Here is a 21,723-nt window from a genome sequence, read left to right as displayed (position 1 = left end):
GGATAGTGCCCCCCGAAGACGTCCGGGCCGAAAGGCCGCACCTGACCCGTGCCGGACGCCGGGGAACCCCCCAAGACCATCCACAAGCAGGAGATCCATGCTTACCGTTAACGCTTACGCCGCCACTTCCGCGACGGAACCCCTCGTCGCCACCACCATCGAGCGCCGGGATGTCGGCCCGCACGACGTCCTGATCGACATCAAGTTCGCCGGCATCTGCCATTCCGACATCCACACCGTCCGCGGTGACTGGGGCCCGCAGCAGTACCCGCTGGCACCGGGCCACGAAATCGCCGGCATCGTCACCGAAGTCGGTTCGGCCGTCACCAAGCACGCAGTCGGCGACCGCGTCGGCGTTGGCTGCATGGTCAACTCCTGCCGCGAGTGCGTCAACTGCCTGAAGGGCGAAGAGCAGTACTGCCTGGCCGGGAACACGGGCACCTACGGCGCCGTGGACCGTGACGGGACCATCACCCAGGGCGGCTACACCACCCACGTGGTGGTGACCGAGGACTTCGTCGTGCGGATCCCCGAGGGCATCGAGCTCGACGTCGCCGCGCCGCTTCTCTGCGCAGGCATCACCACCTACTCGCCGCTGCGCCACTGGGGCGCCGGACCCGGAAAGAAGGTCGCCGTCGTCGGGCTCGGCGGGCTGGGACACATGGCCGTTAAGATCGCGCACGCCATGGGCGCCGAGGTTACGGTCCTTTCGCAGTCGCTGAAGAAGCAGGAGGACGGACTGAAGCTGGGCGCGGACCACTACTACGCCACCAGCGACGAAAACACCTTCACGGACCTGGCCGGCTCCTTCGACCTGATCATCAACACCGTCAGCGCCTCGATCGACATCAGCTCCTACCTGCAGCTGCTGACCCTCGACGGCGCCCTGGTGAACGTGGGCGCCCCGGCGGAACCGCTGCCGGTGAACGCGTTCGCCCTGATCATGGGACGCCGGTCCTTCGCCGGATCCATGATCGGCGGCATCCGGGAGACCCAGGAAATGCTTGACTTCTGTGCCGAGCACCAGCTTGGCGCCGAGATCGAGGTCATCCCGGCCAAGAAGATCAACGACGCCTACGAGCGCGTGCTCGCCTCCGATGTGCGGTACCGCTTCGTGATCGACACGTCCACGCTGTAATCGCAGCGCAGGGGCCCGGCCGGTGAGAGAACCGGCCGGGCCTCTTTCGTGTGGCCGGGAGGGAACCGGCTGCAAAGCATCGTCCCTGCTCAGGCCTAGAATGAAGTTAATGATGCCTGATCGAGCTGTCGCCGCTGAAGGGAAGAATTCCTTGCGCGTGCGCGCCGGGATCATTGAATCCGTCTGGCGTCCCGGCTCGTTCGTCGACGTCGAAGACGCCAGGGACGCCATGCTGGCCGTGGAGCGGATCAGCGGCGGAATCCCGATGCCGATGCTCTCGGAAATGTCCGACGTGGAGATCACGGCGGCAGCGCGGTACGAGTTCGCGCGGACGACGGGTGTGCTCGCTATCGCCGTCCTCGGATCCAACGCCGTGGACCGGGTCATCGCGGCTGCCATGAGCCGGCACACGCATTACCCGCACGCCTTCTTCACCTCCAGGAGTGCCGCCATGATCTGGCTGACGGACGTCACCTCGCTGGAGCCGCGGGGTCAATGAGCCGCTGCTAGCATGACCGTCAGGGGCATCAGCAGGCAGCCCTCCCAAGAGATGGAGACACGATGAGCATGGCCATGACATCGGAAACGCAGCCGGGTGCACGGACGGACCAGCAGCCGGCAGCACTGCACGAAGCGGACAGCCACGATCTGATCCGAGTGCAGGGCGCGCGGGAGAACAACCTCAAGGACATCAGCATTGAGATCCCGAAACGCCGCCTGACGGTGTTCACGGGCGTCTCCGGCTCGGGCAAGAGCTCGCTCGTGTTCGCCACCATCGCCGCCGAGTCGCAGCGCATGATCAACGAGACCTACAGCGCCTTTGTGCAGGGATTCATGCCCAACCTGGCGCGGCCCGACGTCGACCTCCTCGAAGGGCTGACGACGGCGATCATCGTCGACCAGGAGCGGATGGGAGCCAACCCCCGCTCCACGGTGGGCACTGCCACCGACGCCAACGCCATGCTGCGCATCCTCTTCAGCCGGCTGGGGACGCCGTACGTGGGGCCCCCCACCGCGTTCTCCTTCAACGTCCCGACGCGGAAGGCCAGCGGCGTGATGAGCACCGAAAAAGCCGGCGGGAGGGTCGAGAAAAGTGTGGTCCAGAACGCGGTTTACCTCGGCGGAATGTGTCCGCGCTGCGAGGGCATGGGCTCGGTCTCCGACTTCGACCTCACGGCGCTCTACGACGAGTCCAAGTCGCTCGGCGAGGGTGCGCTGACCGTCCCCGGCTACAGCATGGACGGCTGGTACGGCCGCATCTTCAGCGGCGCCGGCTTCGACATGGACAAGCCGATCGCGAAGTTCACCAAAAAGGAAATGCACGACCTCCTCTACAAGGAACCGACCAAGATCAAGGTCGAGGGCATCAACCTCACCTACGAGGGCCTGATCCCGAAGATCCAGAAATCGATGCTCTCCAAGGACGTCGACGCGATGCAGCCCCACATCCGGGCTTTTGTGGAGCGCGCCATCACCTTCCAGGCCTGCCCCGAGTGCGACGGCACACGGCTCAGCCCGGAGGCCAGGTCAGCGAAGATCCACGGCAGGAACATCGCCGAGCTGTGCGAGCTACAGATCAGCGACCTCGCCGACTGGGTCCGCGGGCTCGACGAGCCGTCGGTCGCGCCGCTCCTCAAAGGCCTGCAGCACCTGCTCGACTCCTTCGCCGAAATCGGGCTGGGCTACCTCTCGCTGGACCGTCCCGCGGGCACACTCTCCGGCGGAGAGGCGCAGCGTACCAAGATGATCCGGCACCTGGGCTCGTCCCTCACCGACATCACCTACGTCTTCGACGAACCGACGATCGGCCTGCACCCGCACGACATCCAGCGCATGAACCAGCTGCTGCTGCAGCTGCGGGACAAGGGCAACACCGTGCTCGTCGTCGAGCACAAACCGGAAACCATCGCCATCGCCGACCACGTGGTTGACCTCGGTCCCGGCGCGGGCACCGGCGGCGGCAGCGTTTGCTTCGAGGGAAGCGTGGAGGGGCTGCGGAGGAGTGACACCATCACCGGCCGCCACCTCGACGACCGGGCAAAGGTCAAGGAATCGGTGCGCACGCCGTCCGGCGCGCTCGAGGTGCGGGGGGCGTCGACGCACAACCTCAAGGACGTCGACGTCGACGTTCCGCTCGGTGTGCTGTGCGTCGTCACCGGGGTTGCGGGCTCGGGTAAGAGCTCGCTGATCCAAGGCTCGGTGGCCGGCCGCGAGGGTGTGGTGGTGATCGACCAGGGGGCCATCAAGGGCTCGCGGCGCAGCAACCCGGCAACGTACACGGGCCTGCTCGAGCCGATCCGCAAGGCGTTCGCCAAGGCGAATGGCGTCAAGCCCGCGCTGTTCAGCTCCAACTCGGAGGGGGCCTGTCCCAGCTGCAACGGCGCAGGCATCATCTTCACCGAACTGGGCGTGATGGCCACCGTCGAATCCATCTGCGAGGAGTGCGAAGGCCGGAGGTTCCAGGCGTCAGTCCTGGAATACCGGCTGGGCGGCCGCAACATCGCCGAAGTGCTGGCCATGTCGATGACCGAGGCCGAGGCGTTCTTTAGTGCCGGCGAGGCGAAGACACCGGCGGCACACAAGATCCTCGACCGGCTGGTGGATGTCGGGCTCGGCTACCTCACCCTCGGCCAGCCGCTCACCACACTGTCCGGCGGCGAGAGGCAGCGCGTCAAACTGGCCACCCAGATGGCGGAGAAGGGTGACGTCTACGTCCTCGACGAGCCCACCACCGGCCTGCACCTCGCCGACGTCCAGAACCTGCTGGGCCTCCTCGACCGCCTGGTCGAGTCCGGCAAGTCGGTCATTGTGATCGAGCACCACCAGGCGGTCATGGCGCACGCCGACTGGCTCATCGACCTGGGCCCCGGCGCCGGTCACGACGGCGGGCGGGTGGTTTTCGAGGGCACCCCGGCCGAGCTTGTCGCCGCCCGCTCCACCCTTACCGGCGAGCACCTCGCGGCCTACGTCGGCGGCTGATTCTTCCCGGTCTGATGTTTCAAAGGAGAGACCATGAAGCTGACGGTATTCGAGTTCGTGAGTGTCGACGGCGTATCGCAGGGTCCGGGTTCGCCCGAGGAAGACACCAGTGACGGGTTCACCCAGGGTGGATGGCTTGTCCCTTTCATAGACGGAGCATTCATCCGCCAGGCCGCGGCATGGCTCGGCCAGGCCGACGCGCTTCTGCTCGGGCGCCGCACCTACGACGCGTTCGCGAGGGACTGGCCGCAGATCACAGATCCGGACGATCCCTTCACCGTGCTCATGAATGGCCTGCCGAAATACGTCGCCTCGCACACTCTTACTGCGGGCAGTTGGAATCCGACCACCATCCTCTCGGGCGACGTCGCAGCGCAGGTCGCAGAACTCAAGCAGCAACCCGGGCGGGAGCTCCAGATCCACGGAAGCGCCCGGCTGGCGCAATCGCTGCTGGCCGCAGGGCTGATCGACGAGTTCCGGCTCGTGGTCGCTCCGGTCATCGTCGGTCGCGGCCGCCGCCTCTTCCCCGACGGCGGCGCGTCAGCGGGACTGCGCCTCGTCAGCAGTCAGACCACCCCCGGCGGACTTACCCTCCAGGTGTACGAACGAACCGGTCCCGCCACTTACGCGACCTACACGGGCGTTTCAGACCTGGGCTAAGTTTCTGGACGTGTCGGCGGGCTGATGAAGGGCGGGGTGGTGCGGGTTAGGCGTCGTCGAGCTGGAGGTTGGAGGACAGTTCGCGGTGCGCGTTCACCTGCTCGAGAAGAGCCGCGATTTTTTGTTCGACTCCCGCGATGACGTCGGCGCCGGCCTGCCAGCGCAGTGGCGGGGTCTCCAGGGCGGCGATGGTGACCAGGGCTGCGCCGAGCTTGGCAGGGTCTCCGCCCTGCTGGCCGTTCATGCTCTTCCACGCTGCGATGGTCCGGGTGGTGCGCTCGGCGTAGTCGTCGATGGACAGTTCGGGCCAGATGGAGGACGCGCCCTCGACCAGGAGTTCGGTGCGGAAGAAGCCGGGTTCGACGATGGTGGTGTGGATGCCGTAGGGCTGGACGTCGTACTGGAGGGATTCCATCCAGCCTTCGAGGGCGAACTTCGAGGCGGCGTACGCGGCGCAGAATTCCTGGCCGATGATGCCGGCGGCGGAGGTGATGGTGATGACGTGGCCGCTGCGCTGCTTGCGCATGACCGGCAGGATCGCGCGGGTGACGCTCAGCGGGCCGAAGAAGTTGGTCTCCATCTGCCTGCGGAACTGGTCGTCACTGATCTCCTCGAAGTAACCGGCGTAAAAGTTGCCGGCGTTGTTGACGAGAACATCAATGCGTCCAAAACGTCCGACGGCGGTCTCGGCGGCGGCAGCGGCCGCTGCGGCGTCGGTGATATCCAGCGACAGGGCGAGAAGGTTCTCGTGTTCGCCCAGCGCCGCGGTGACCTTGGCTGCGTTGCGGGCGGTGGCGACGACGCTGTGGCCGGCGTCGAGGGCGGCCTTTGCCAGGTCGACGCCCATGCCGCGGGCTGCTCCGGTGATGAACCAAACGTTGGTCATGATGATGCCTTTCTCAAGTCCTGGCCGGCCGGTTCGGGCGGCTGATGTTAAAAGTCAACAGGCCGGCGCAGGGGCCAGCGAGACCCTATCTGGAGGTTCCCTGACAGGGACCCCCCAAGGGAGCGCGGGGTGCGGTACCTTCGACTTCATGGACAACCGGGACGACCTCAGCAAGTTCCTCATCTCGCGCCGCGCCAAACTCGACCTGCAGCAAGCGGGCCTGCCCGACTACGGCGGACGGCGCCGCGTTCCCGGCCTGCGACGAGAAGAAGTCGCCCTCCTGGCCGGCATGAGCTCGGAGTACTACAAACGCCTTGAACGCGGCAACGCCAAAGGAGTGTCAGAGGCAGTGATCGACGGGGTCAGTCGTGCCCTCCAGCTGGATGAGGCCGAGCACGCGCACCTCTATCAGCTCATCCGCTCAGCCAATGCCGGGACCCACCCGCAGCGCAGACGCCCGACACGCAAAACCCAGGTCAATCCGACCTTGCAGCAGACCATCGACGCCATGTCGACCGTTCCGGTGTTCGTGCAGAACGGCCGGCTCGACGCGGTCGCCACCAACCGCCTCGGTCGGGCTCTCTTCTCGGAGATGTTCGACGACGCCCGGCCGCCGGTGAACGCCGCGCGCTTCGTGTTCCTCGATGCCAGGGCCCAGACGTTCTACCAGGACTGGGAATCCAACGCCAGACAGGTCGTCGCCCTCCTCAGAGTCGAAGCGGGCCGTTCCCCCTACGACCGCCAGCTCAGCGACCTCGTCGGCGAGCTCTCAACGCGCAGCGACCTCTTCCGAAAGCTTTGGGGAGCGCACGATGTCCGCGAACACCGCACCGGCGTCAAGAGCATTCACCACCCGCTCGTGGGCGACCTCGACCTGAACTACCTCGGGCTGGACCTGGCCTCCGACCGCACCCTCCAGATGCTGGTGTTCTCCGCCGAACCAGGCTCCGCGTCCCACGACGGACTGCAGCTGCTGGCTAACTGGGCGGACACGAACAGCGTCGGGTTGAAATCCACGTAAGCTCCCGGCCGGGTTGGTCCTTCGGGGCGGTCTTGAGGCGGAACAGGAGGAACATCGGCGGCGTCTTGCGAAAGGGAGCGGATTACGCTTCCGGCGAGAGTCGGGCGGCGAGGCCAGAGAGGAGGATGGTGATTCCTTCGTCCAGTTCGGCCTTCCCGTCGTAGTCGGCGAGGACGGGTGCGAGGGCCCGAAGGCGGGGGAAGTCTTTTGGCGGCAAGCGATGAAGACCCAGGCGGAGGAGGGCCTCATTTTCGTCGGGGTCGACGATGAACTCCTGCAGCTCGTTGAGGATGTGCCCGTAGAGGTAGCCGTAGTAGGCGCGGTAAACGTGCAGGGCGTCTGCGGGAGCGAACCCGGCGTCGATCAGCAGGGACAGGATCTGTTCCAGCGGCCGCAGCGTCCCCAGCGGCCGCAGGCCCAGGGGGGTGGACAGCGGGCGGGTCACGAGGAGCGGCACAACATTGGGGTGACGGAGTGCCAACTCGCGCAGATCGTGGGCAATGCGGCGCAGCTGTGCCTGCCAGTCGGGGTCATCGGGAAAGATGGCCAGTTCATTGAGGACCAGTTCGGAGACGCCGTCCAGCAGTGCTGCGCGGTTTTCCGCGTAGCGGTACAGGCCCATGGGATCCCGCCCGAGTTGCTGGCCCAACCTGCGCATGGTGAGTGCCTCGAGTCCTTCCGAGTCCACCAATTCCAGCGCCGCGGAGAGGACAATCTCCCGGCTGAGCCGCTTCTTCGTGCCGGGAGCCGCCGGCGGTACCGGATTCTCTTCGGGTGACATGATGTTCCGTTCGGGTCGGTGCTGCAGGCCGCAACGAGTCAAAAAGATGCAAGTTGCTTATTCTGTAGTCTACGCCTAGAGTCTACATTGTAGAGACGTTCAGCCGGTGTCCGCACCTGGATAACCCACGGCGACTCTTCCACCCCGGGACTGCCGTAACGCAGCCCGGGATGACGCTTCGGTGCTCCCGTGCAGGACCTTGAGGCTTTAGCTGCTGTAGCCACACGGCGGCACCAAATGCACCGCGAGGAAACGAGCCACTCATGGCAAATTCTCAGTACGACAAATTCCTGCAGGAAGCCACCACAGCTGACCCTGCGTCCGACCGCGCCCTGGGCCGGAGCCGCCTCTACGGCCTCTACACCAGCTGGTGCTTCCTTCACCAGGCCGCGCCCCAGCCTGAAGTGGCCTTCTGGGCGGCGATGAAAAAGAAGCAGATCCACCCCAAGGGGTCCGGCCTGCGCATGAAAGGCCCTGCCGCTGCGGACTACATCCTGGCCAGCTACCCGGGCCTGGTCTGACCCGGGTGAGCAGCACATCCAACACGTATGTGCCCCGTGAGGCCCACCAGCCCCGTGGCGGGCGCCCCTGGTGCTCCACCTGCCGCACGGACCGGCACCTTCTCGCCGACTCGGTCACCGACCTGAACTCAGGGCAGGAGACCCTCGCACTCGCCGTCACCTGCACCCGATGCGGAGGCTCCCGGGTTCTGGCAACCACCGCAACGCTGGCCGCTGACGTTTTGGGCAGGACCGGAAAGGGCGACACCTCCGATCCGGCGTCGGCCGCCGTCCACTGCAGGGAACCGATGTATCGGGTGGCACTAGCCAAAAATTCCGCTGCCGGACAGACCGTGCCGCCGAACGCACCAAGGGGATTCGTCCCTGCCCACGTGCTGAAGTGCCGATGCGGATTTCAGATGGATGCCCCTGCCGGCCGCCGACCCACCCTGCCGGTCGGACGACGAAAGACACGGACGCCATGACGGGCCACAGCGGACCGACCACCTCCGCCGTCGCCAAGGAGAATAAATGAACATCCCAGAACCACGGGGACCCATCAGCGCCGGAGTGTGCGCCCTCCTGACCGGAGACCCCGGCGCCGATCCGTCCGCCTTGGCCGCCTTGCACGCACTCGTCACGGAGCGCATGGCCGTGGTCGAGGATCTGATCGACGACGACGTGCAGCTCGCCTTGTTCTGCCTCTATGAGCTGCATTATGGCGGGTTGGCCGGCGTCGATGACCGCTGGGAATGGCACCCCGGGCTGATCGGAATCCGGCAACTGCTGGAGGAACCCTTCGAGGCGTGGCTTCGCTCCGAGGCCGGCGTGGTGACGGATTCCGTCCGGCGGCCGGTGTCGGGAACCCCAGGCAGCGATGCCACCGCGGCCCTCCTGTTTGACCTGGCGGCCCGTGACTGCGGGCCCAGCGTCTCCCGCCACGTGGCGAAGAAGGCGACTGCCGAACAGCTCAGCGAATTCCTGATCCACAAGTCCTTGTATCAACTCAAGGAAGCAGACCCGCATACCTGGGCCATTCCGCGCCTCACCGGCCGGGCCAAGGCCGCCCTCGTTGAAATCCAGGCCGACGAGTACGGCGGCGGTCGCCCGGAGCGCATGCACAGTGCACTGTTCGCCCGCACCATGAGGGGCCTGGGACTCAAGGACAGCTATGGCGGCTACGTCGACGTCGTACCGGCCATCACCCTGGCGTCGGTGAACATGATGTCCTTGTTTGGGTTGAACCGGAGGCTCCGCGGAGCCATCGCAGGGCATCTGGCGATGTACGAGATGACTTCCTCACGCCCCAACCAGCTGTACGGAAACGGATTCCGGCGTCTCGGTTTTGACGCGGCCGTCACCGGCTACTTCGACGAGCACGTCGAGGCGGACGCTGTCCACGAGCAGATCGCCGGAAGGGACCTTGCCGGGGGACTCGTCGAGGCGGAACCGGATCTCCTCGAGGACGTTCTCTTCGGCGCGGCGGCGGTGTCCTGCATCGACGCGCGCTTCGCCGCCCTCCTCCTGGACGCCTGGGAAAACGACCGGTCCTCGCTGCGCCCGCTTGTACCCGCCACGACATAACGACCCGGATCCTGCCCGTCCCCGCGCCGAGATCGGAACCACTCATGAACGAGATCCCCCTGCATCCCGCCAACGCCTCGCTTGTCCTCTGCCCCGACGGGCCCATTCTGGTCCGCGGCGACTTCGACGTCGTGATGCCCTCCGGGGAACCCGTGCCACGGCAGCGCAAAACCGTCGCTCTCTGCAGATGCGGAGCATCCGCCATCAAGCCCTACTGCGACGGCACGCACAAAATGATCAACTTCCGCACCGAACCTCCTGACGTGCAGGGTCGCGGAACGTCCGGGCGTCCGAATTAAGGAAAGTCTCCGCGCGAATCCTGAGGACTCAAGCGCGGAGACTTCCTGGCTCTCCAAGCTGGGGGGACTGGAGAGCCGCTTCCAGCCTAGTCGCTCCAGGTGTTGCGGGCGCTCTCAGCGTGCTGCAGCGACCTCGCGAGGCCGTCGAGGACCAGGTCCAGCCCAAACTCGAACTCCGCGCCGTAGTTGTAGCCAGGCTTCATCACGTGTTCGACCGTGAACTCGACAAGGTGGGGATAGTCCCCGGGGGAATACTGATCCATCATCCGCCCGGCAACCTCGGTGACGGTTTCGGGGCCGTTGACGGGCAGGGTGGCCTCCGAGAGGGCGAATCCGTAAACGTAGGCGTCGATCAACGCGAAGGCGTGGGCGGTCATTTCCACCGAGAAGCCCGCCTGGCGCAGAGTGCCAATGACGGCGTTGTGGTGCTTCAGCGTCGCCGGGCCGGGGCTCGTCCGCGTCTCCACGAGCCCGATCGCCCAGGGATGGCGCCGCATCGCCTCACGGGCCGAGGAGGCCCGCCGCCGCATCTCGGCGTGCCAGTCGCCGCCGATGACGGGCAGGTCGATCTCGCTGAAGACGATGTCAACAATGCCGTCAAGGACGTCATCCTTGTTGGCGACATGGTGGTAAATCGACATCGGCTTGACCTCGAGAGCGTCCGCGAGTGAGCGCATCGTCAAGGATCCAATGCCGCCGGCATCGGCCACCGCGACGGCGCCGCGCAGCACCGACTCCCGGCTGAGCCGCGGGCGGCTCGGGGACATTCCTGCAGGCATTTGCACTCCACGTTTCCTCAGGCCATAGACCATTCGTACTTAGTACGATACTTTAACCGTACTTAGTACGAAACCTCTGAAAGGGCACGACATGACGAACCACATCAGCGCGATGGCGGGGGACAATTCCGGAACCACTGAGGGTACGATGCGCGCCATCGTGCAGGACGGGTACGGTCCCGTCGATGTCCTTCAATCCGGCCGGGCCGCGCTGCCGCGCATCGCGGAGAACGAGGTCCTGATCCGTGTGCACGCCGCCGGCATGGACCGCGGAACGTGGCACATGATGACGGGGCGCCCCTATCTCCTGCGCGTCCTGGGATTCGGGTTCCGCAGGCCGAAGAACCCGGTGCCGGGCATCGACGTCGCCGGCACTGTCGCTGCGGTCGGTTCCGCCGTGTCCCGCTTCGCAGTGGGGGACGAGGTGTACGGGATGTCCCGGGGGGCGTTCGCCGAATACGCCGCCGCGCTGGAGGACAAGCTGGCCCACAAGCCCTTGAGCCTGTCCTTCGAGCAGGCGGCGGTGGTTCCCATCTCGGCGGGCACGGCCCTCCAGGCCCTTGACGCCGGGCGGGTAGAGCGCGGGCAGAAGGTGCTGATCCTGGGTGCCTCCGGCGGCGTCGGCTCCTACGCGGTGCAGCTGGCCAAGTCCCTTGGGGCGGAGGTCACCGGCGTGAGCAGCACCGGGAAGACCGGTCTGGTGCGTTCCCTCGGGGCCGATCACGTCCTCGACTACACGCAGGATGACTTCGCCGACGGGGCGCGTCAGTTCGATCTGATCCTCGACATCGGAGGGAACCCGCCGCTGTCACGACTGCGCCGCGCCCTCACCCCCACCGGCACCGCCGTGATCGTCGGAGGCGAGGAAGGCGGCAAGTGGACAGGAGGTTTCGGCCGGAGCCTAAGGGCTCCTTTTGTGTCCCTGTTTGTGCGTCAGCGCCTTACCATGCTCGCCTCCAAGGAGCGCGCCAGCGACCTCGAACGGCTCACGCCCCTCCTCGAGGCCGGGCAGGTGACGCCAAGCGTCGAGAGGACATACCCGCTCGACGAGGTACGGGATGCCATGCGTCATCTCGACGCCGGACACGTGCGAGGCAAGATCGCCATCACCGTTTTCAGCAACGAAGGAAACTCATGATCACGCCCTAATTTTGCCATTTTGGCAACGCTGCTTGCATATTTGCCCGGCCCATCGGCACGATCGACTGTAGAAAGTGAGTTCCGGGCGGAAAGGGTACGACATGGCAGGGACGGTAGCGGCGTTGGCCGATGTGGTGGTGGCCCGATGACGCACAGCTTCGACAGGGATTACTGGGAAGGGCACTGGGAGCAGGCTCACGACGCTGCCCCGGCTGATTTGGCAGGGAGCGGCCCAAACCCCTATCTCGCCAGTGGAACCAGCGGTCTCGCCCCCGGCACCGCGCTGGATGCCGGCTGCGGGACGGGCGCAGAGGCAGCATGGCTGGCCGCGCACGGCTGGCAGGTGACCGGCGCCGACATCTCGGCCGCCGCTCTCGCGCAGGCAGCCGAGCGCGTGGCCTCGCAGCCAGGGTCCGGAAGGCTGGCCTGGGTCGAGGCAGACCTGACGATGTGGGAGCCGGGGCGCCGGTTCGACCTGGTGACCACCAACTACGCGCACCCCGCGATGCCGCAGCTGGCCTTTTACGAACGAATCGCCGATTGGGTCGCCCCCGGCGGCACCCTGTTGATCGTCGGGCATCTGCACGACGCCGCCGCGGATAGTCACGGGCATCACCCTCCCGCCGAGGCCACGGTTACCCTCGCGGACATCACCCGTGGACTCGGCTCTGACGCATGGAGCATCAACCGCGCAGAGGAGCGGACGCGCACACTCGCCGGACCCGGCGGCCTGGCCGTCACCCTGCGCGACGCCGTTGTGCAGGCCATGCGGCACCCCGACGGCGGCTAACTGGCGTGCCCTGATCCCGGCCCCTGGGTAACAGGTGGCCGCTCGGTCGTCACAGTGCCCGCGTCTCCGTCTACGGTGATCTGTTGGCCGCTGGTGAGCCGTTGGGTGGCGACTCCGGTGCCGAGCACGGCAGGGATGCCGTACTCCCGGGCCACGATGGAGCTGTGGCTCAACGGGCCGCCGACGTCGGTGACCACGGCCGAGGCCATCGCGAACAGAGAGGTCCAGGCAGGAGTGGTGATGCGGGCGACCAGGACGTCGCCCGGGACCATCGCGGCGAAATCCTGAGGTCCGCTCAGGACGCGGGCAGGAGCGCTGACCCGCCCCGAGCTGGCGCCGGCGCCTTTGATGATGTCGCCGGGCTGGTCCGGCGACCCTGCCGGCATCATTGAGCCGAAGGCCCGCTCCATCCACCGGCTCTCGGGCAGCAGTTGCGGGGCCGCGGCCTTAGCCTGGCCCCGCCACAGCATCTTGCGCTCTTCGACGGCACCGGCACGGACTGGCCTGTCCGCCCCCGTAATTGCCACGGCCGCCTGTGTGCCCGCCCCCGCGAGCCCGAACTCGACGGCGCTGCGCAGCTCCCGGTGGCGCAGCCAGAAGACGTCGGCGGGCTCGGCGATGACAGTCGAGTCGACCAGGCGTCGACCGAGCTCGAAGAGCATCCCCCGCAGCAGCGGCCACGCCAGGCCGACGTCGGCCAGGGCATCCTCGCGGATCGGGGCCGCACCTTGTGCCCACCGAAGCAGGCGGAGGAACGCGGTCCGGCGTTTCGGCCCGAGCCGCGCGATCGTTCGGCTCGTTTCATCCTCCCGGCGGGCGGCCGACAGCCGCTGGCGCTCGTGCGGGTCATTGCCGTGTCCCCGCAGGTAAAACTTGACAGTCTCCAACAGCGGCGAGGGATCGTCGGCCGGCACCGGGCTGACGAAGTCCAGGTTGTAGACCGCATGGCCGAACCGGCCGAGGTGTTCCTGGAAGCGGGGATGCCATTGCTGCCACAGGGCCGGGTCCACCCCGGCAGGCGGGAGCCCGGTCCGCTGCGACTCGGCCAGTGCCGCGGTGGGTTCAGTGAGGATCGCCTGGGCCAGCCCCGGAACTTCCCGTGCCCAGGCCGCGAGATCGTAAAGCGACTTCTCGGTCCGGATGGGTTCGCTGTCGTAGCCGAGGAGGAACGTCAGCGCGGGGGGATCCCCGTCGCGGCGCACAAACTTGTCGTAATAGGCCCGGAAGGAGATTTCGCTGGTGGCCGCGATCGGAATGATGGACTGCACGGCCGTGTAGTACACCGTACCGGCGTCCAGCAACGTCTGCACCCCGTCGAGCAGTTCCTCGCCGGAGAGCTCCCCGACGGGCTTCGCCGACCAGTCCTTGATCACCTCCTCGTAACGGGGATGCGAGAATTCCCGCCAGCCGGCCACTCCCATGTGCGCCTTGCCGCGGGCCAGCGCGCGCATCGCGGTCAGCGACTTGCCCATCACCCGCCACATTCCCGAGTTGCTGTAGTAGTAATAGGCGTAGCCGTTAATGGTGGGCAGTCCGACGTCGTCCTCGCGGATGACGTCCTTGCCGACGGCGCCGGCCATCAGTGCCCGCAGCGACCGGGACACCGAGCCGTCGATCATGTCGGCGAACAGCGGCGAGAGCGGGTCGGGCAGCTGTTCCACGATGCTCGCCCGGAAGTAGAGCCCGTGCGGATAGGGCACCGTCCACGTGTCCGGGATATCGGCGGCCGGTTCGGGCAGTGCGGTGATGGGCCGGGATTGCAGGATGAAGAACCCGCCACCGGACCGTGCCCATTCGATGTCCTGCGGCGTCCCGAAATGCGCCGCAATCCGTGTTCCGTAGCCGGCCAGCTCGGCCGCCGCCCGGTCGTCCAGTACGGGCTGGCGCCGGCGCGCCGCCGGCACCGGCTGCTCCCGCGTGCCGTGCTCCGCGTAGACAGTCATGACCTCCTTGTCAGCGGTCCGTCGCGACAGCACACTGCCCGTCCCCGCTTCGACGACGACGTCGTCCGTGGTGACCGTTCCGCTGACTACGGACTCGCCAAGGCCCCATGCGGCACTGATAGCTGTCTGGTCGCGGCGTCCGTTGGCCGGATTGGCGGTGAACATCACCCCGGCGGCCTCGGCCTCGACCATCCGCTGAACCACGACGGCGAGGCGTACCGTGTCCGGCCCGATGCCTTCACGGGCCCGGTAAGCCATGGCACGCGCCGTCCACAGGGAAGCCCAACAATCGGTCACGGCCGCGGCAAGGGCCTCCGCCCCGCGGACGTTTAGGAAGGTTTCCTGCTGACCGGCGAAGCTGGCCGAGGCGAGATCCTCCGCCGTGGCTGAGGAGCGCACCGCTACGGCGGCATCCCCGTTGCCCAGCTTCACGTAGGCGGCGCCGAGTTCACCTGCGATTGCTGCCGGCATGGTTCCGCCGCTGAACAGGGCACGAATCCGCTTCGAGGCATCCTCGTAGTCCCGTGGCGCCGCCGTCGGTGACAGCGCAGCCAGCTCATGAATGCCGCCCTGAAGGTGATTGGCTTCCACAAAGTCGGCATAGGCAGCGGTGCTCAGCACAAACCCGGAAGGGACCGGCAGTCCGGCCTGAACGAGGCCGCCCAGGCCCACGCCCTTGCCGCCCGCCGTGGCCACGTCACCTGGTCCCGCATCCCCGAAGTTGTAGATGTAGGTCATGACCGTCCATCCCTTCTGGAGCCGGGCCGCCCTCGCCGGGCCTGATTCTCAACATACTGGCACTCCGGCAGGGTGGAGGCTATAGCTGCGCTCGGCGCCGGCGCCTGCCCGGAATCGAAGGCCTGTGACGGGAAGCTGAGGGGATTCAAACGTCCGCGAAGAAGTTGAGGGCGTCGTGGCGAGAGCCGACCCGCAGGGCGAATTGTCAGCGCAGGCCGCCTGAAACCGGTTCAAGGCAAGAACTTCGCCTGCATCTGGCGCGGGGCGGGCGTGCTCCGTTAAAGCTGCTTCAGGAGGGCGAAGTAAGCGTGATGTGCGAGGTCGAGTTCGAGGGCCTGGATTGGGGTGAACCACCGTATATCGTCGTGTTCATCCCGGGCCAGGTTCTCCGGAACGCCTGACCACTCGGTGATTACCCACCCGGACAGTGCCAACCCGTCGGTTGCGCCGCGGTTGTCGTGGATACTGAACGTCGGCGCATCCTCGGGGACGACTATGCGGATATTGACCTCTTCGAGGAGCTCCCGGGCCAGGGCCTCGCCGGCCGTTTCGCCATCCTCGATGTGGCCTCCAGGAAAATCCCACTTGGCCGGGTACCACTGCAATGATGGGCGCCGGTGGCACATCAGAACGCCCAGCGGGCCGACCAGTGCGCCGACTGCGATGCGGTGGGTCATGGCGTCTGCCGACCACACCGGGGTCCGGTGCGCAGGTCCAGCGTGAAACCTGGATAGTCGGGGAAGTCCCCAACGCGATCGGCCGGGAAGCCCAGCGCTTCGTAGAAGGCAACCGCGGAGGGGCTTGCCTGCCAGTCAAGGACCATAGCGTGGGGCCGGGCCCCCGCCCATCCGAAGATATAGTCCATCAGAGCTTGGCCCGCGCCGGTCCGGCGCGCGTCGGGATCCACAAAGAGGTCATGCACGCTGGTTGTCCCGATTCCTGATCAGCATACGGTCAACTTCCGTCACGGTGACCGTGGCGCCGCGGTAGCTGGTTCGGCCGGACTATCAGCGGCTGTCGGGGCATGACAGACTGCGGGCATGAGCATGGAGCAATGGTGGCCGAAGCTGAATCCCTCAACGCGGGAATGGCTGATTGACAACAACGGCGACGCAGTTCCGGCCGAGACGCTCGTTGAGATTGCGGATGCTGGCGGGTCTGTAGCATCCGGCGACTGGTGGGTGGGGGAAAACGGGCCCTCAGGGTTCCATTTTTCGGACGAAGCCGTGGACTGGATTGAAGCCGTGGGCAACGGAGAGACACCCCGCAGTCGCTGAAAGTCTTCAGGGAAGTTGGCCTTCAACCCGCGAAGTGCCCCCTGGCCTGCAAAGGTAGGGGGCACTTCGTGGAGTCCGGAACGTCCCGGACGAGCCGTTGCAACTAGTGCGTCAGGTCCTTGCCTTTCGTCTCCGGGATGGTGAAGACGAACAGCGCGCTGACCAGCAGCAGCACTACGGCGTACACGTTGAACACGTTGGCGAGGCCGAGGGCGCCGAGCCAGGTCTGCAGGTACGGGGCGGTCCCGCCGAACACGGCCACGCAGATGGAGTACGGGACGCCGACGCCGATGGTCCGGATGCTGGTAGGGAACAGTTCCGCGTAGACGGCCGGAACAATCGCGGCGCTGGCGGCGATGAAGATCAGCATGACTGACATGGCCACGGCCAGCTGCCAGGCTGAATCCTTCAGCAGCCAGGTCATGGGGAAGTGCATGACGGCACTGCCGGCGGCGCCGGCCCAAAGGACCTTTTTGCGGCCGATCCGGTCGGACAGCTTGCCCCAGACGGGCAGGGCGGCAATGAACACGATGTTGGCGATCACGCTGGCCCAGAGGGTTTCCCCGCGATCGATCTTCAGGGTGGTGGCGGCGTAGCTCGGGGCCACAACGCCCCAGATGTAGTAGATCACCGTCAGGCCCACCGTCAGCCCGATGACCTGGAGGGCCTGCTTGCGGTGCTTCACGATCTGCGGCCAGATCGGCGCGCGCTTCTCGGAAGCCGTTTCGCCTTCGAAGGCCTCGGTCTCGTGCAGCTTGGAGCGCATGATCAACGCGTACAGGCCCATGGCGGCGCCGACCAGGAAGGGCACACGCCAGCCCCAGTCATTCATGGCCTCGGTGCTCAGCGTCATGTTGAGAATGGCGCCCAGCAGGGTGCCGGCCAGGATTCCCACCGTGCCCGAGGTGTAGATCAGGGTGGCCCACAGCCCGCGCTTCTCTTTCGGGGCCACCTCGGAGAGGTACGTCTGCGACGACGGCAGCTCGCCGCCGTGGGCCAGGCCCTGGATCAGCCGGGCGACCAGGAGCATCAGTGACGCCCAGACGCCGATGGTGGCGAAGGACGGCGCGACGCCGATCATGAGGCTGCCCAGCGACGCGAGGCCGACGGCGAGCGTCATAGAGGTCTTGCGGCCCACCCGATCGCCGATCCAGCCGAACAGGAAGCCCCCGACCGGACGCGCCACAAAGCCGACGGCGAAGATCGCCAGCGTTGCCAGCACCGCCGAGGCGGGATCCGCCTTGCTGAACAGCTGGCTGGCGATGAACGGCGTGAACGTGGCGTAGATGGCCCAGTCGTACCATTCGACGGCGTTCCCGATGCCGGTGCCGAGGAGCGTCTTCCGCGTGGCCGCCCGGTCGGCGAGCTGCGGGTCAATGATAGTGGTCATGATTTCTCCGAAAGATCTAGGGCTATGAAGCGAGGGGCGAGGGGTGGCCGGCCGCCAGTGCTGCGATCCGGGAAATGGCGAGCTCCGCGTACAGCGCCGCGCCGTCGGTGAGGACGCCGTCGTCGAACGTGGCGTAGGGGGAGTGGTTGAACGCGGTGGCGGTGTGGTCCGCTCCGGGGGCGACGGCACTGAGTCCGATAAAGGTGCCGGGCACCTCGTCCATCACCCGGGAGAAGTCCTCGGATCCGCTGAGCGGCGTGGCCCAACGCGTCAGCCTGGACTCGCCAAACAGGTTCTGGATGGTCTTCTCCGCAGTGAGGGTCTCGTTTTCGTCCGTGATGCTCAGCGGATATTCGGGACGGTATTCGACGTCCACCTCCAGGCCGTGGGCGTGGGCGATGCCCTTCAGGAGGGTGGGGACGGCGGTCATCATCCGTTCGCGGGAGGCGTGGGAGAACGTTCGGACGGTCGCTTCGATGCGTGCCGTTTCGGGGATGACGTTGCGTGCGGTGCCGGCCCGCAGGACGCCGACGGTCAGGACGACGGGGTCGAACATGTTGAACTGCCGAGTGATCATGACCTGCAGGGCGGTCACCATTTCGGCGGCTGCGGTGACGGGGTCCTTGGCCGTGTGGGGGGCGGAGCCGTGGCCCCCGGCGCCCAGGATGGTGACAAACAGCCCGTCCGAGGCGCTGAGCATCACCCCGGGCTTGGTGGCGAACTGGCCGTACGGCTCCAGGGAGGAGAACACGTGCATGCCGTAGGCGGCGTCCGCGCGGCGGCCCGCGGCATCCAGGACCCCCTCGCGGATCATGTGGCCCGCGCCGTCGTGGCCCTCCTCGCCGGGCTGGAACATCAGCACGACGTCGCCGGCCAGCTGCCCGCGGCGTTCGGCGAGCAAGGTGGCCGCCCCAGCCAGCATCGAGGTGTGGAGATCGTGGCCGCAGGCGTGCATGGCACCGTCGATCCGGGAGGTGAAGTCGACGCCGGTGCGTTCCTGGACGGGAAGGCCATCCATGTCCGCGCGCAGCAGGACCACGGGTTTGTCGGCTGAAGTGTGCGGTGCGCCGCCGCGCAGAACTGCGGTGACCGACGTCGTGGTTTCGCCGAGGGTGATTTCGTACGGCAGGCCGTCGAGGGCCTTGAGAACTTTCTCCTGGGTGCGCGGGAGGTGAAGGCCGATCTCCGGTTCCTGATGCAACTCGTGGCGCAGCCGGATGATGTGGCTCTGGAGTTCCCTGGCATCGGCGGTGACCGACATATGTTTCCCTCTTTCCGAACGGTTGGTAGGTGCCTTACAACCATTGTGGAGTGACTGGTGTCACAGCTGGAGGAATGGCTGGAAAAATGCAAAACTAGGATAGTTAGAGCAGGAATCATTCAGTGACAGCGGGGGCCCGGTGGAGATCAGCGAGGAAGACCTCAGGCTCATCAATGCACTGCAGATCGCGCCGCGGATCAGCTGGTCGGATGCCGCCGGCATCCTGGGCGTCCACGCGACCACCCTGGCTGCCCGCTGGGAACGGCTCAGGGCCTCCGGTGCAGCCTGGAGCACCGCTCACCTGATGGGCGACCCGAAGCAGATGTGCCTGGCGCTGGTTGATGTGGACTGCGACATGAGGCTGCGGGCCGAGGTGACGGCCGCGCTGGCAGCCATCCCGGAAGTGGTCACAGTGGAAGAAGCGGCCAGCAACCGCGACCTCATGCTGACCGTCATCACTCCCACGCTGTCACGGTTCAGCGACATCGTCGTGGAGCAGCTCAAGGAGATCCCGGGCCTGACCAAGTACCAGACGGCGCTGTGCACCCGGCTGCACTCCGGCGGGTACGCGTGGCGGCTCAACGTCCTGGACAAATCGCAGCTGGCCGCCCTTCAGGCCCTGGCCGGGCCCGAAGCGGCCGGCCCGGCAACCCCTGCACACCAGGGTGCGCCGTTGCCTCAGAGTCACCTGGACCTGATCCCGTTCCTGGCCAGGGACGGGCGTGCGGCGGCTGCGGATATTGCCCGCGCCCTGGGACGCAGCCCCGCCACGGTCCAGCGCCAGCTGAACCGGGTTCTGGCCAGTCGGGTTCTGTCGTTCCGGTGTGAAATCGCCCAGAAGTACTCGGGGTTTCCGGTCAGCTGCCAGTGGTTCGCCAACGTTCCGCCGGGACAGCACGAAGCGGCCGCCGCCGAGCTGCGCAGTTTCCGCAACGTGAGGCTCACTGCGTCCACCACCGGCCGCACCAACTTCGTGATCCTGATGTGGCTGCATTCCCTGGCGGAGGTCCTCAACGCCGAACAGGCACTCCAGCAGCGGATCCCCGGAATCGAGCTCGTGGAAAGCGTGGTGGTGCTCAACACTGCCAAGCGGGTCGGTTGGATGCTGAACCCGGATTCGACCGCGACCGGGGCCGTGGTGGTGCCGGCTGCCGAGCTGGCCCCGACCGCCTGAGGCGCGGGGGAGCCGGGCCTTCGCCGAATGTGGCTTTAGCTGTTCTTCTTCCAGCGCTTCGGCCACTTCGCGTTGAACAGCAGCAGCCCCAGCAGGAGCGCGTCAATGGTCATGATCGCGGCCATAAGGTAGGCCCAGCCGATCATCATGTGGTGCTCACCGCCAATCGGCGGCACGAAGTGTGGGGGTGCATCAGAATGCCCATGACAATCTCCTGACTCGGATTCCCCCCCGGCCACTCGATAGTTTTCCCAGTGTGCCACGGCGCCGCCCCGGATGGAACGGCGCGTGACGCCACCAATGTGGATTTCACGGAACTGGCCGACGTCTCTGAGATCCGGGAGCTGCTCGAGCCGCTGGCGACGCGCCGCGCGGCCACCCGGGCAAACGCACGCATCTTGTGCCTCGTCCTGGACAAGGTGCCCTCGGTGAGCGGCCACATCACCGAGCACGTGGAGCTGCTCAAGGCGGTGGCCCCGGGGGACGCCGACCAAGGCGGCCGAGCTGGCTCTGCACCACGTCACGAGCTTCGAAGAGACCATCCGGACGGTGCTCTAGGCGCGAGGCCTGTGTCAGGCGCAGAATCGGAATCGGAAACGAGAGGACTCTGCGCAATGGCCATCGAAGTCCGTCCGGCGACTCAGTTCGGGGATGTAAAGGCAGTAGTGGGCCCCAAGCGGCCCGATGCCAACGTGTGCTGGTGCCTGAGCTACCGCATCCCCTCCAAACAGAACCTGGAGTTGCGCGGCCCGGAGCGCGGGGAACTGGTCAGGCAGTTGACGGGCCAGGACCCGCCGCCCGGAGTGCTCGCGTACGACGGCGGCGAGGTGGTGGGCTGGGCGGCTGTCCATCCGCGCGCAGACACCAGTTTTGCCCGCAACCGCAAGATCCCCCACGTGGACGACCTCGACGTGTGGTCGGTGTGGTGCATCCGGGTGCGGCCCGGGCATCGCGGCAGGGGAATCTCCCATCAGCTGTTGAAGGGCGCCGTCGACTTCGCCCGCAGCTACGGCGCGCCGGCCATCGAAGGCTACCCGGTGGACAATCAGGGCCACCACGTGGACCTCACCATGGCCTACGTGGGAACCCGGAAGCTCTTCGAAGAGGCTGGGTTCATCATGGTTTCCGGCACCGACTCCGTGCTCAACGGCTTTCCCCGCGTGCTGATGCGCTTGGACCTTCAGTGAGGCACGGCCGAGCCACACTCCCCGTGTACGAGGCCAAGGCGGACATGACGCTCCCGTAGGCACCTTCCCCGACGCTGCAACCATATTTCGTTCAGTGCAACGAATTTCACATCGGCTCGCTCGCTCGTAACCCCTGGGGAGCCGCCGCCGCTGCCTTTAATTTGCGGGCCGGAAATACAAAAGCATTGACTGTGTC

The 21,723-nt window shown here is 66.5% G+C and carries 21 protein-coding genes and 1 pseudogene; 14 read left to right on the top strand and 8 right to left on the bottom strand.

The window, feature by feature from the left end:
- Positions 1-97: 97 nt before the first annotated feature.
- The 4 genes from ASE96_RS08280 to ASE96_RS08265 all read left to right on the top strand — a co-directional run bounded on the left by ASE96_RS08280 (position 98) and on the right by ASE96_RS08265 (position 4,777).
- Positions 98-1,138, top strand: a complete 1,041-nt coding sequence (locus tag ASE96_RS08280) for an NAD(P)-dependent alcohol dehydrogenase (RefSeq protein ID WP_056428582.1) — start codon at positions 98-100, stop codon at positions 1,136-1,138.
- Between the two features lie 109 nt (positions 1,139-1,247).
- Positions 1,248-1,637: a DUF7793 family protein gene (locus ASE96_RS08275; protein WP_082492638.1), complete on the top strand. Its 390-nt coding sequence runs from the start codon at positions 1,248-1,250 to the stop codon at positions 1,635-1,637.
- A 74-nt stretch (positions 1,638-1,711) separates the two neighbouring features.
- The gene (locus ASE96_RS08270) at positions 1,712-4,117 is read left to right on the top strand and encodes an ATP-binding cassette domain-containing protein (protein ID WP_056429285.1); all 2,406 of its coding nucleotides are present in this window, start codon (positions 1,712-1,714) and stop codon (positions 4,115-4,117) included.
- 33 nt (positions 4,118-4,150) lie between these two features.
- A complete protein-coding gene (locus ASE96_RS08265; RefSeq protein ID WP_056428577.1) occupies positions 4,151-4,777 on the top strand; it encodes a dihydrofolate reductase family protein in 627 nt (208 codons plus the stop codon).
- A gap of 46 nt (positions 4,778-4,823) precedes the next feature.
- Here ASE96_RS08265 and ASE96_RS08260 read toward each other — a convergent pair whose 3' ends face one another.
- Complete coding sequence (locus tag ASE96_RS08260; RefSeq protein ID WP_056428575.1) at positions 4,824-5,663, bottom strand: SDR family NAD(P)-dependent oxidoreductase; 840 nt, start codon at positions 5,661-5,663, stop codon at positions 4,824-4,826.
- A gap of 148 nt (positions 5,664-5,811) precedes the next feature.
- On the opposite strand from ASE96_RS08260, the gene ASE96_RS08255 reads away from it, so the two are divergent.
- The gene (locus ASE96_RS08255; protein ID WP_056428571.1) at positions 5,812-6,684 is read left to right on the top strand and encodes a helix-turn-helix transcriptional regulator; all 873 of its coding nucleotides are present in this window, start codon (positions 5,812-5,814) and stop codon (positions 6,682-6,684) included.
- Between the two features lie 82 nt (positions 6,685-6,766).
- Here ASE96_RS08255 and ASE96_RS08250 read toward each other — a convergent pair whose 3' ends face one another.
- Positions 6,767-7,465: a TetR/AcrR family transcriptional regulator C-terminal domain-containing protein gene (locus ASE96_RS08250; protein ID WP_056428568.1), complete on the bottom strand. Its 699-nt coding sequence runs from the start codon at positions 7,463-7,465 to the stop codon at positions 6,767-6,769.
- 263 nt (positions 7,466-7,728) lie between these two features.
- Between ASE96_RS08250 and ASE96_RS08245 the strand changes: the two genes are divergently transcribed.
- The 3 genes from ASE96_RS08245 to ASE96_RS08235 all read left to right on the top strand — a co-directional run bounded on the left by ASE96_RS08245 (position 7,729) and on the right by ASE96_RS08235 (position 9,848).
- Positions 7,729-7,986, top strand: coding sequence for a hypothetical protein (locus ASE96_RS08245; RefSeq protein ID WP_056428565.1), 258 nt, complete (start codon positions 7,729-7,731; stop codon positions 7,984-7,986).
- Positions 7,987-8,496: 510 nt separating this feature from the next.
- Positions 8,497-9,549, top strand: a complete 1,053-nt coding sequence (locus tag ASE96_RS08240; RefSeq protein WP_056428562.1) for an iron-containing redox enzyme family protein — start codon at positions 8,497-8,499, stop codon at positions 9,547-9,549.
- A gap of 44 nt (positions 9,550-9,593) precedes the next feature.
- The gene (locus ASE96_RS08235; protein WP_056428558.1) at positions 9,594-9,848 is read left to right on the top strand and encodes a CDGSH iron-sulfur domain-containing protein; all 255 of its coding nucleotides are present in this window, start codon (positions 9,594-9,596) and stop codon (positions 9,846-9,848) included.
- Between the two features lie 86 nt (positions 9,849-9,934).
- Here the strand turns inward: ASE96_RS08235 and ASE96_RS08230 are convergent, their stop codons facing one another.
- Positions 9,935-10,627 (bottom strand): TetR/AcrR family transcriptional regulator, encoded by a 693-nt coding sequence (locus ASE96_RS08230; protein ID WP_056428556.1) that lies wholly within the window; start codon positions 10,625-10,627, stop codon positions 9,935-9,937.
- Between the two features lie 91 nt (positions 10,628-10,718).
- On the opposite strand from ASE96_RS08230, the gene ASE96_RS08225 reads away from it, so the two are divergent.
- Together ASE96_RS08225 and ASE96_RS08220 are read left to right on the top strand one after the other, a co-directional pair.
- Complete coding sequence (locus tag ASE96_RS08225; protein WP_235500169.1) at positions 10,719-11,765, top strand: NAD(P)-dependent alcohol dehydrogenase; 1,047 nt, start codon at positions 10,719-10,721, stop codon at positions 11,763-11,765.
- Between the two features lie 147 nt (positions 11,766-11,912).
- Positions 11,913-12,557, top strand: a complete 645-nt coding sequence (locus ASE96_RS08220) for a class I SAM-dependent methyltransferase (protein ID WP_056428553.1) — start codon at positions 11,913-11,915, stop codon at positions 12,555-12,557.
- On the opposite strand, the gene ASE96_RS08215 is transcribed toward ASE96_RS08220, so the two are convergent.
- The 3 genes from ASE96_RS08215 to ASE96_RS19810 form a co-directional block, all read right to left on the bottom strand.
- Positions 12,554-15,238 carry a PEP/pyruvate-binding domain-containing protein gene (locus ASE96_RS08215; RefSeq protein ID WP_056428551.1) on the bottom strand — a complete coding sequence of 895 codons (2,685 nt, stop codon included), beginning with the start codon at positions 15,236-15,238 and terminating at the stop codon, positions 12,554-12,556. The two genes, ASE96_RS08220 and ASE96_RS08215, sit on opposite strands and share 4 nt — an antisense overlap.
- A gap of 278 nt (positions 15,239-15,516) precedes the next feature.
- Positions 15,517-15,915: an NUDIX domain-containing protein gene (locus ASE96_RS08210; RefSeq protein ID WP_056428548.1), complete on the bottom strand. Its 399-nt coding sequence runs from the start codon at positions 15,913-15,915 to the stop codon at positions 15,517-15,519.
- Complete coding sequence (locus ASE96_RS19810; RefSeq protein WP_056428545.1) at positions 15,912-16,160, bottom strand: GNAT family N-acetyltransferase; 249 nt, start codon at positions 16,158-16,160, stop codon at positions 15,912-15,914. Before ASE96_RS19810 ends, ASE96_RS08210 begins: the two co-directional genes overlap by 4 nt.
- Positions 16,161-16,278: 118 nt before the next feature.
- Here ASE96_RS19810 and ASE96_RS08200 point away from each other — a divergent pair, with 118 nt between their 5' ends.
- On the top strand, positions 16,279-16,515 hold the full coding sequence (locus ASE96_RS08200) for a hypothetical protein (RefSeq protein WP_056428542.1): 237 nt from the start codon (positions 16,279-16,281) through the stop codon (positions 16,513-16,515).
- A 103-nt stretch (positions 16,516-16,618) separates the two neighbouring features.
- Here ASE96_RS08200 and ASE96_RS08195 read toward each other — a convergent pair whose 3' ends face one another.
- Together ASE96_RS08195 and ASE96_RS08190 are read right to left on the bottom strand one after the other, a co-directional pair.
- A complete protein-coding gene (locus ASE96_RS08195; protein WP_056428538.1) occupies positions 16,619-17,905 on the bottom strand; it encodes an MFS transporter in 1,287 nt (428 codons plus the stop codon).
- A gap of 22 nt (positions 17,906-17,927) precedes the next feature.
- Positions 17,928-19,166: a M20 metallopeptidase family protein gene (locus tag ASE96_RS08190; protein WP_056428535.1), complete on the bottom strand. Its 1,239-nt coding sequence runs from the start codon at positions 19,164-19,166 to the stop codon at positions 17,928-17,930.
- Between the two features lie 139 nt (positions 19,167-19,305).
- Here ASE96_RS08190 and ASE96_RS08185 point away from each other — a divergent pair, with 139 nt between their 5' ends.
- The 3 genes and pseudogenes from ASE96_RS08185 (at position 19,306) to ASE96_RS08180 (ending at position 21,527) form a co-directional block, all read left to right on the top strand.
- On the top strand, positions 19,306-20,340 hold the full coding sequence (locus ASE96_RS08185) for an Lrp/AsnC family transcriptional regulator (RefSeq protein WP_056428533.1): 1,035 nt from the start codon (positions 19,306-19,308) through the stop codon (positions 20,338-20,340).
- Positions 20,341-20,633: 293 nt separating this feature from the next.
- A pseudogene (locus ASE96_RS19750) lies at positions 20,634-20,898 on the top strand (GntR family transcriptional regulator); the annotation flags it as partial.
- Positions 20,899-20,954: 56 nt separating this feature from the next.
- Positions 20,955-21,527 carry a GNAT family N-acetyltransferase gene (locus tag ASE96_RS08180; protein ID WP_056428530.1) on the top strand — a complete coding sequence of 191 codons (573 nt, stop codon included), beginning with the start codon at positions 20,955-20,957 and terminating at the stop codon, positions 21,525-21,527.
- Positions 21,528-21,723 lie beyond the last annotated feature (196 nt).

Source organism: Arthrobacter sp. Leaf69 (assembly GCF_001422645.1).
Taxonomy (GTDB): Bacteria; Actinomycetota; Actinomycetes; order Actinomycetales; family Micrococcaceae; genus Arthrobacter.
Note: the sequence above shows the minus strand (reverse complement) of the source record. Positions and strands in the feature narration are given on the sequence as shown.

Bases quoted from the DNA above. Each gene is read 5' to 3' on its own strand.
- ASE96_RS08280 (WP_056428582.1), top strand. From the start codon at position 98: ATGCTTACCGTTAACGCTTACGCCGCCACTTCCGCGACGGAACCCCTC.
- ASE96_RS08275 (WP_082492638.1), top strand. From the start codon at position 1,248: ATGATGCCTGATCGAGCTGTCGCCGCTGAAGGGAAGAATTCCTTGCGC.
- ASE96_RS08270 (WP_056429285.1), top strand. From the start codon at position 1,712: ATGACATCGGAAACGCAGCCGGGTGCACGGACGGACCAGCAGCCGGCA.
- ASE96_RS08265 (WP_056428577.1), top strand. From the start codon at position 4,151: ATGAAGCTGACGGTATTCGAGTTCGTGAGTGTCGACGGCGTATCGCAG.
- ASE96_RS08260 (WP_056428575.1), bottom strand. From the start codon at position 5,663: ATGACCAACGTTTGGTTCATCACCGGAGCAGCCCGCGGCATGGGCGTC.
- ASE96_RS08255 (WP_056428571.1), top strand. From the start codon at position 5,812: ATGGACAACCGGGACGACCTCAGCAAGTTCCTCATCTCGCGCCGCGCC.
- ASE96_RS08250 (WP_056428568.1), bottom strand. From the start codon at position 7,465: ATGTCACCCGAAGAGAATCCGGTACCGCCGGCGGCTCCCGGCACGAAG.
- ASE96_RS08245 (WP_056428565.1), top strand. From the start codon at position 7,729: ATGGCAAATTCTCAGTACGACAAATTCCTGCAGGAAGCCACCACAGCT.
- ASE96_RS08240 (WP_056428562.1), top strand. From the start codon at position 8,497: ATGAACATCCCAGAACCACGGGGACCCATCAGCGCCGGAGTGTGCGCC.
- ASE96_RS08235 (WP_056428558.1), top strand. From the start codon at position 9,594: ATGAACGAGATCCCCCTGCATCCCGCCAACGCCTCGCTTGTCCTCTGC.
- ASE96_RS08230 (WP_056428556.1), bottom strand. From the start codon at position 10,627: ATGCCTGCAGGAATGTCCCCGAGCCGCCCGCGGCTCAGCCGGGAGTCG.
- ASE96_RS08225 (WP_235500169.1), top strand. From the start codon at position 10,719: ATGACGAACCACATCAGCGCGATGGCGGGGGACAATTCCGGAACCACT.
- ASE96_RS08220 (WP_056428553.1), top strand. From the start codon at position 11,913: ATGACGCACAGCTTCGACAGGGATTACTGGGAAGGGCACTGGGAGCAG.
- ASE96_RS08215 (WP_056428551.1), bottom strand. From the start codon at position 15,238: ATGACCTACATCTACAACTTCGGGGATGCGGGACCAGGTGACGTGGCC.
- ASE96_RS08210 (WP_056428548.1), bottom strand. From the start codon at position 15,915: ATGACCCACCGCATCGCAGTCGGCGCACTGGTCGGCCCGCTGGGCGTT.
- ASE96_RS08200 (WP_056428542.1), top strand. From the start codon at position 16,279: ATGAGCATGGAGCAATGGTGGCCGAAGCTGAATCCCTCAACGCGGGAA.
- ASE96_RS08195 (WP_056428538.1), bottom strand. From the start codon at position 17,905: ATGACCACTATCATTGACCCGCAGCTCGCCGACCGGGCGGCCACGCGG.
- ASE96_RS08190 (WP_056428535.1), bottom strand. From the start codon at position 19,166: ATGTCGGTCACCGCCGATGCCAGGGAACTCCAGAGCCACATCATCCGG.
- ASE96_RS08180 (WP_056428530.1), top strand. From the start codon at position 20,955: ATGGCCATCGAAGTCCGTCCGGCGACTCAGTTCGGGGATGTAAAGGCA.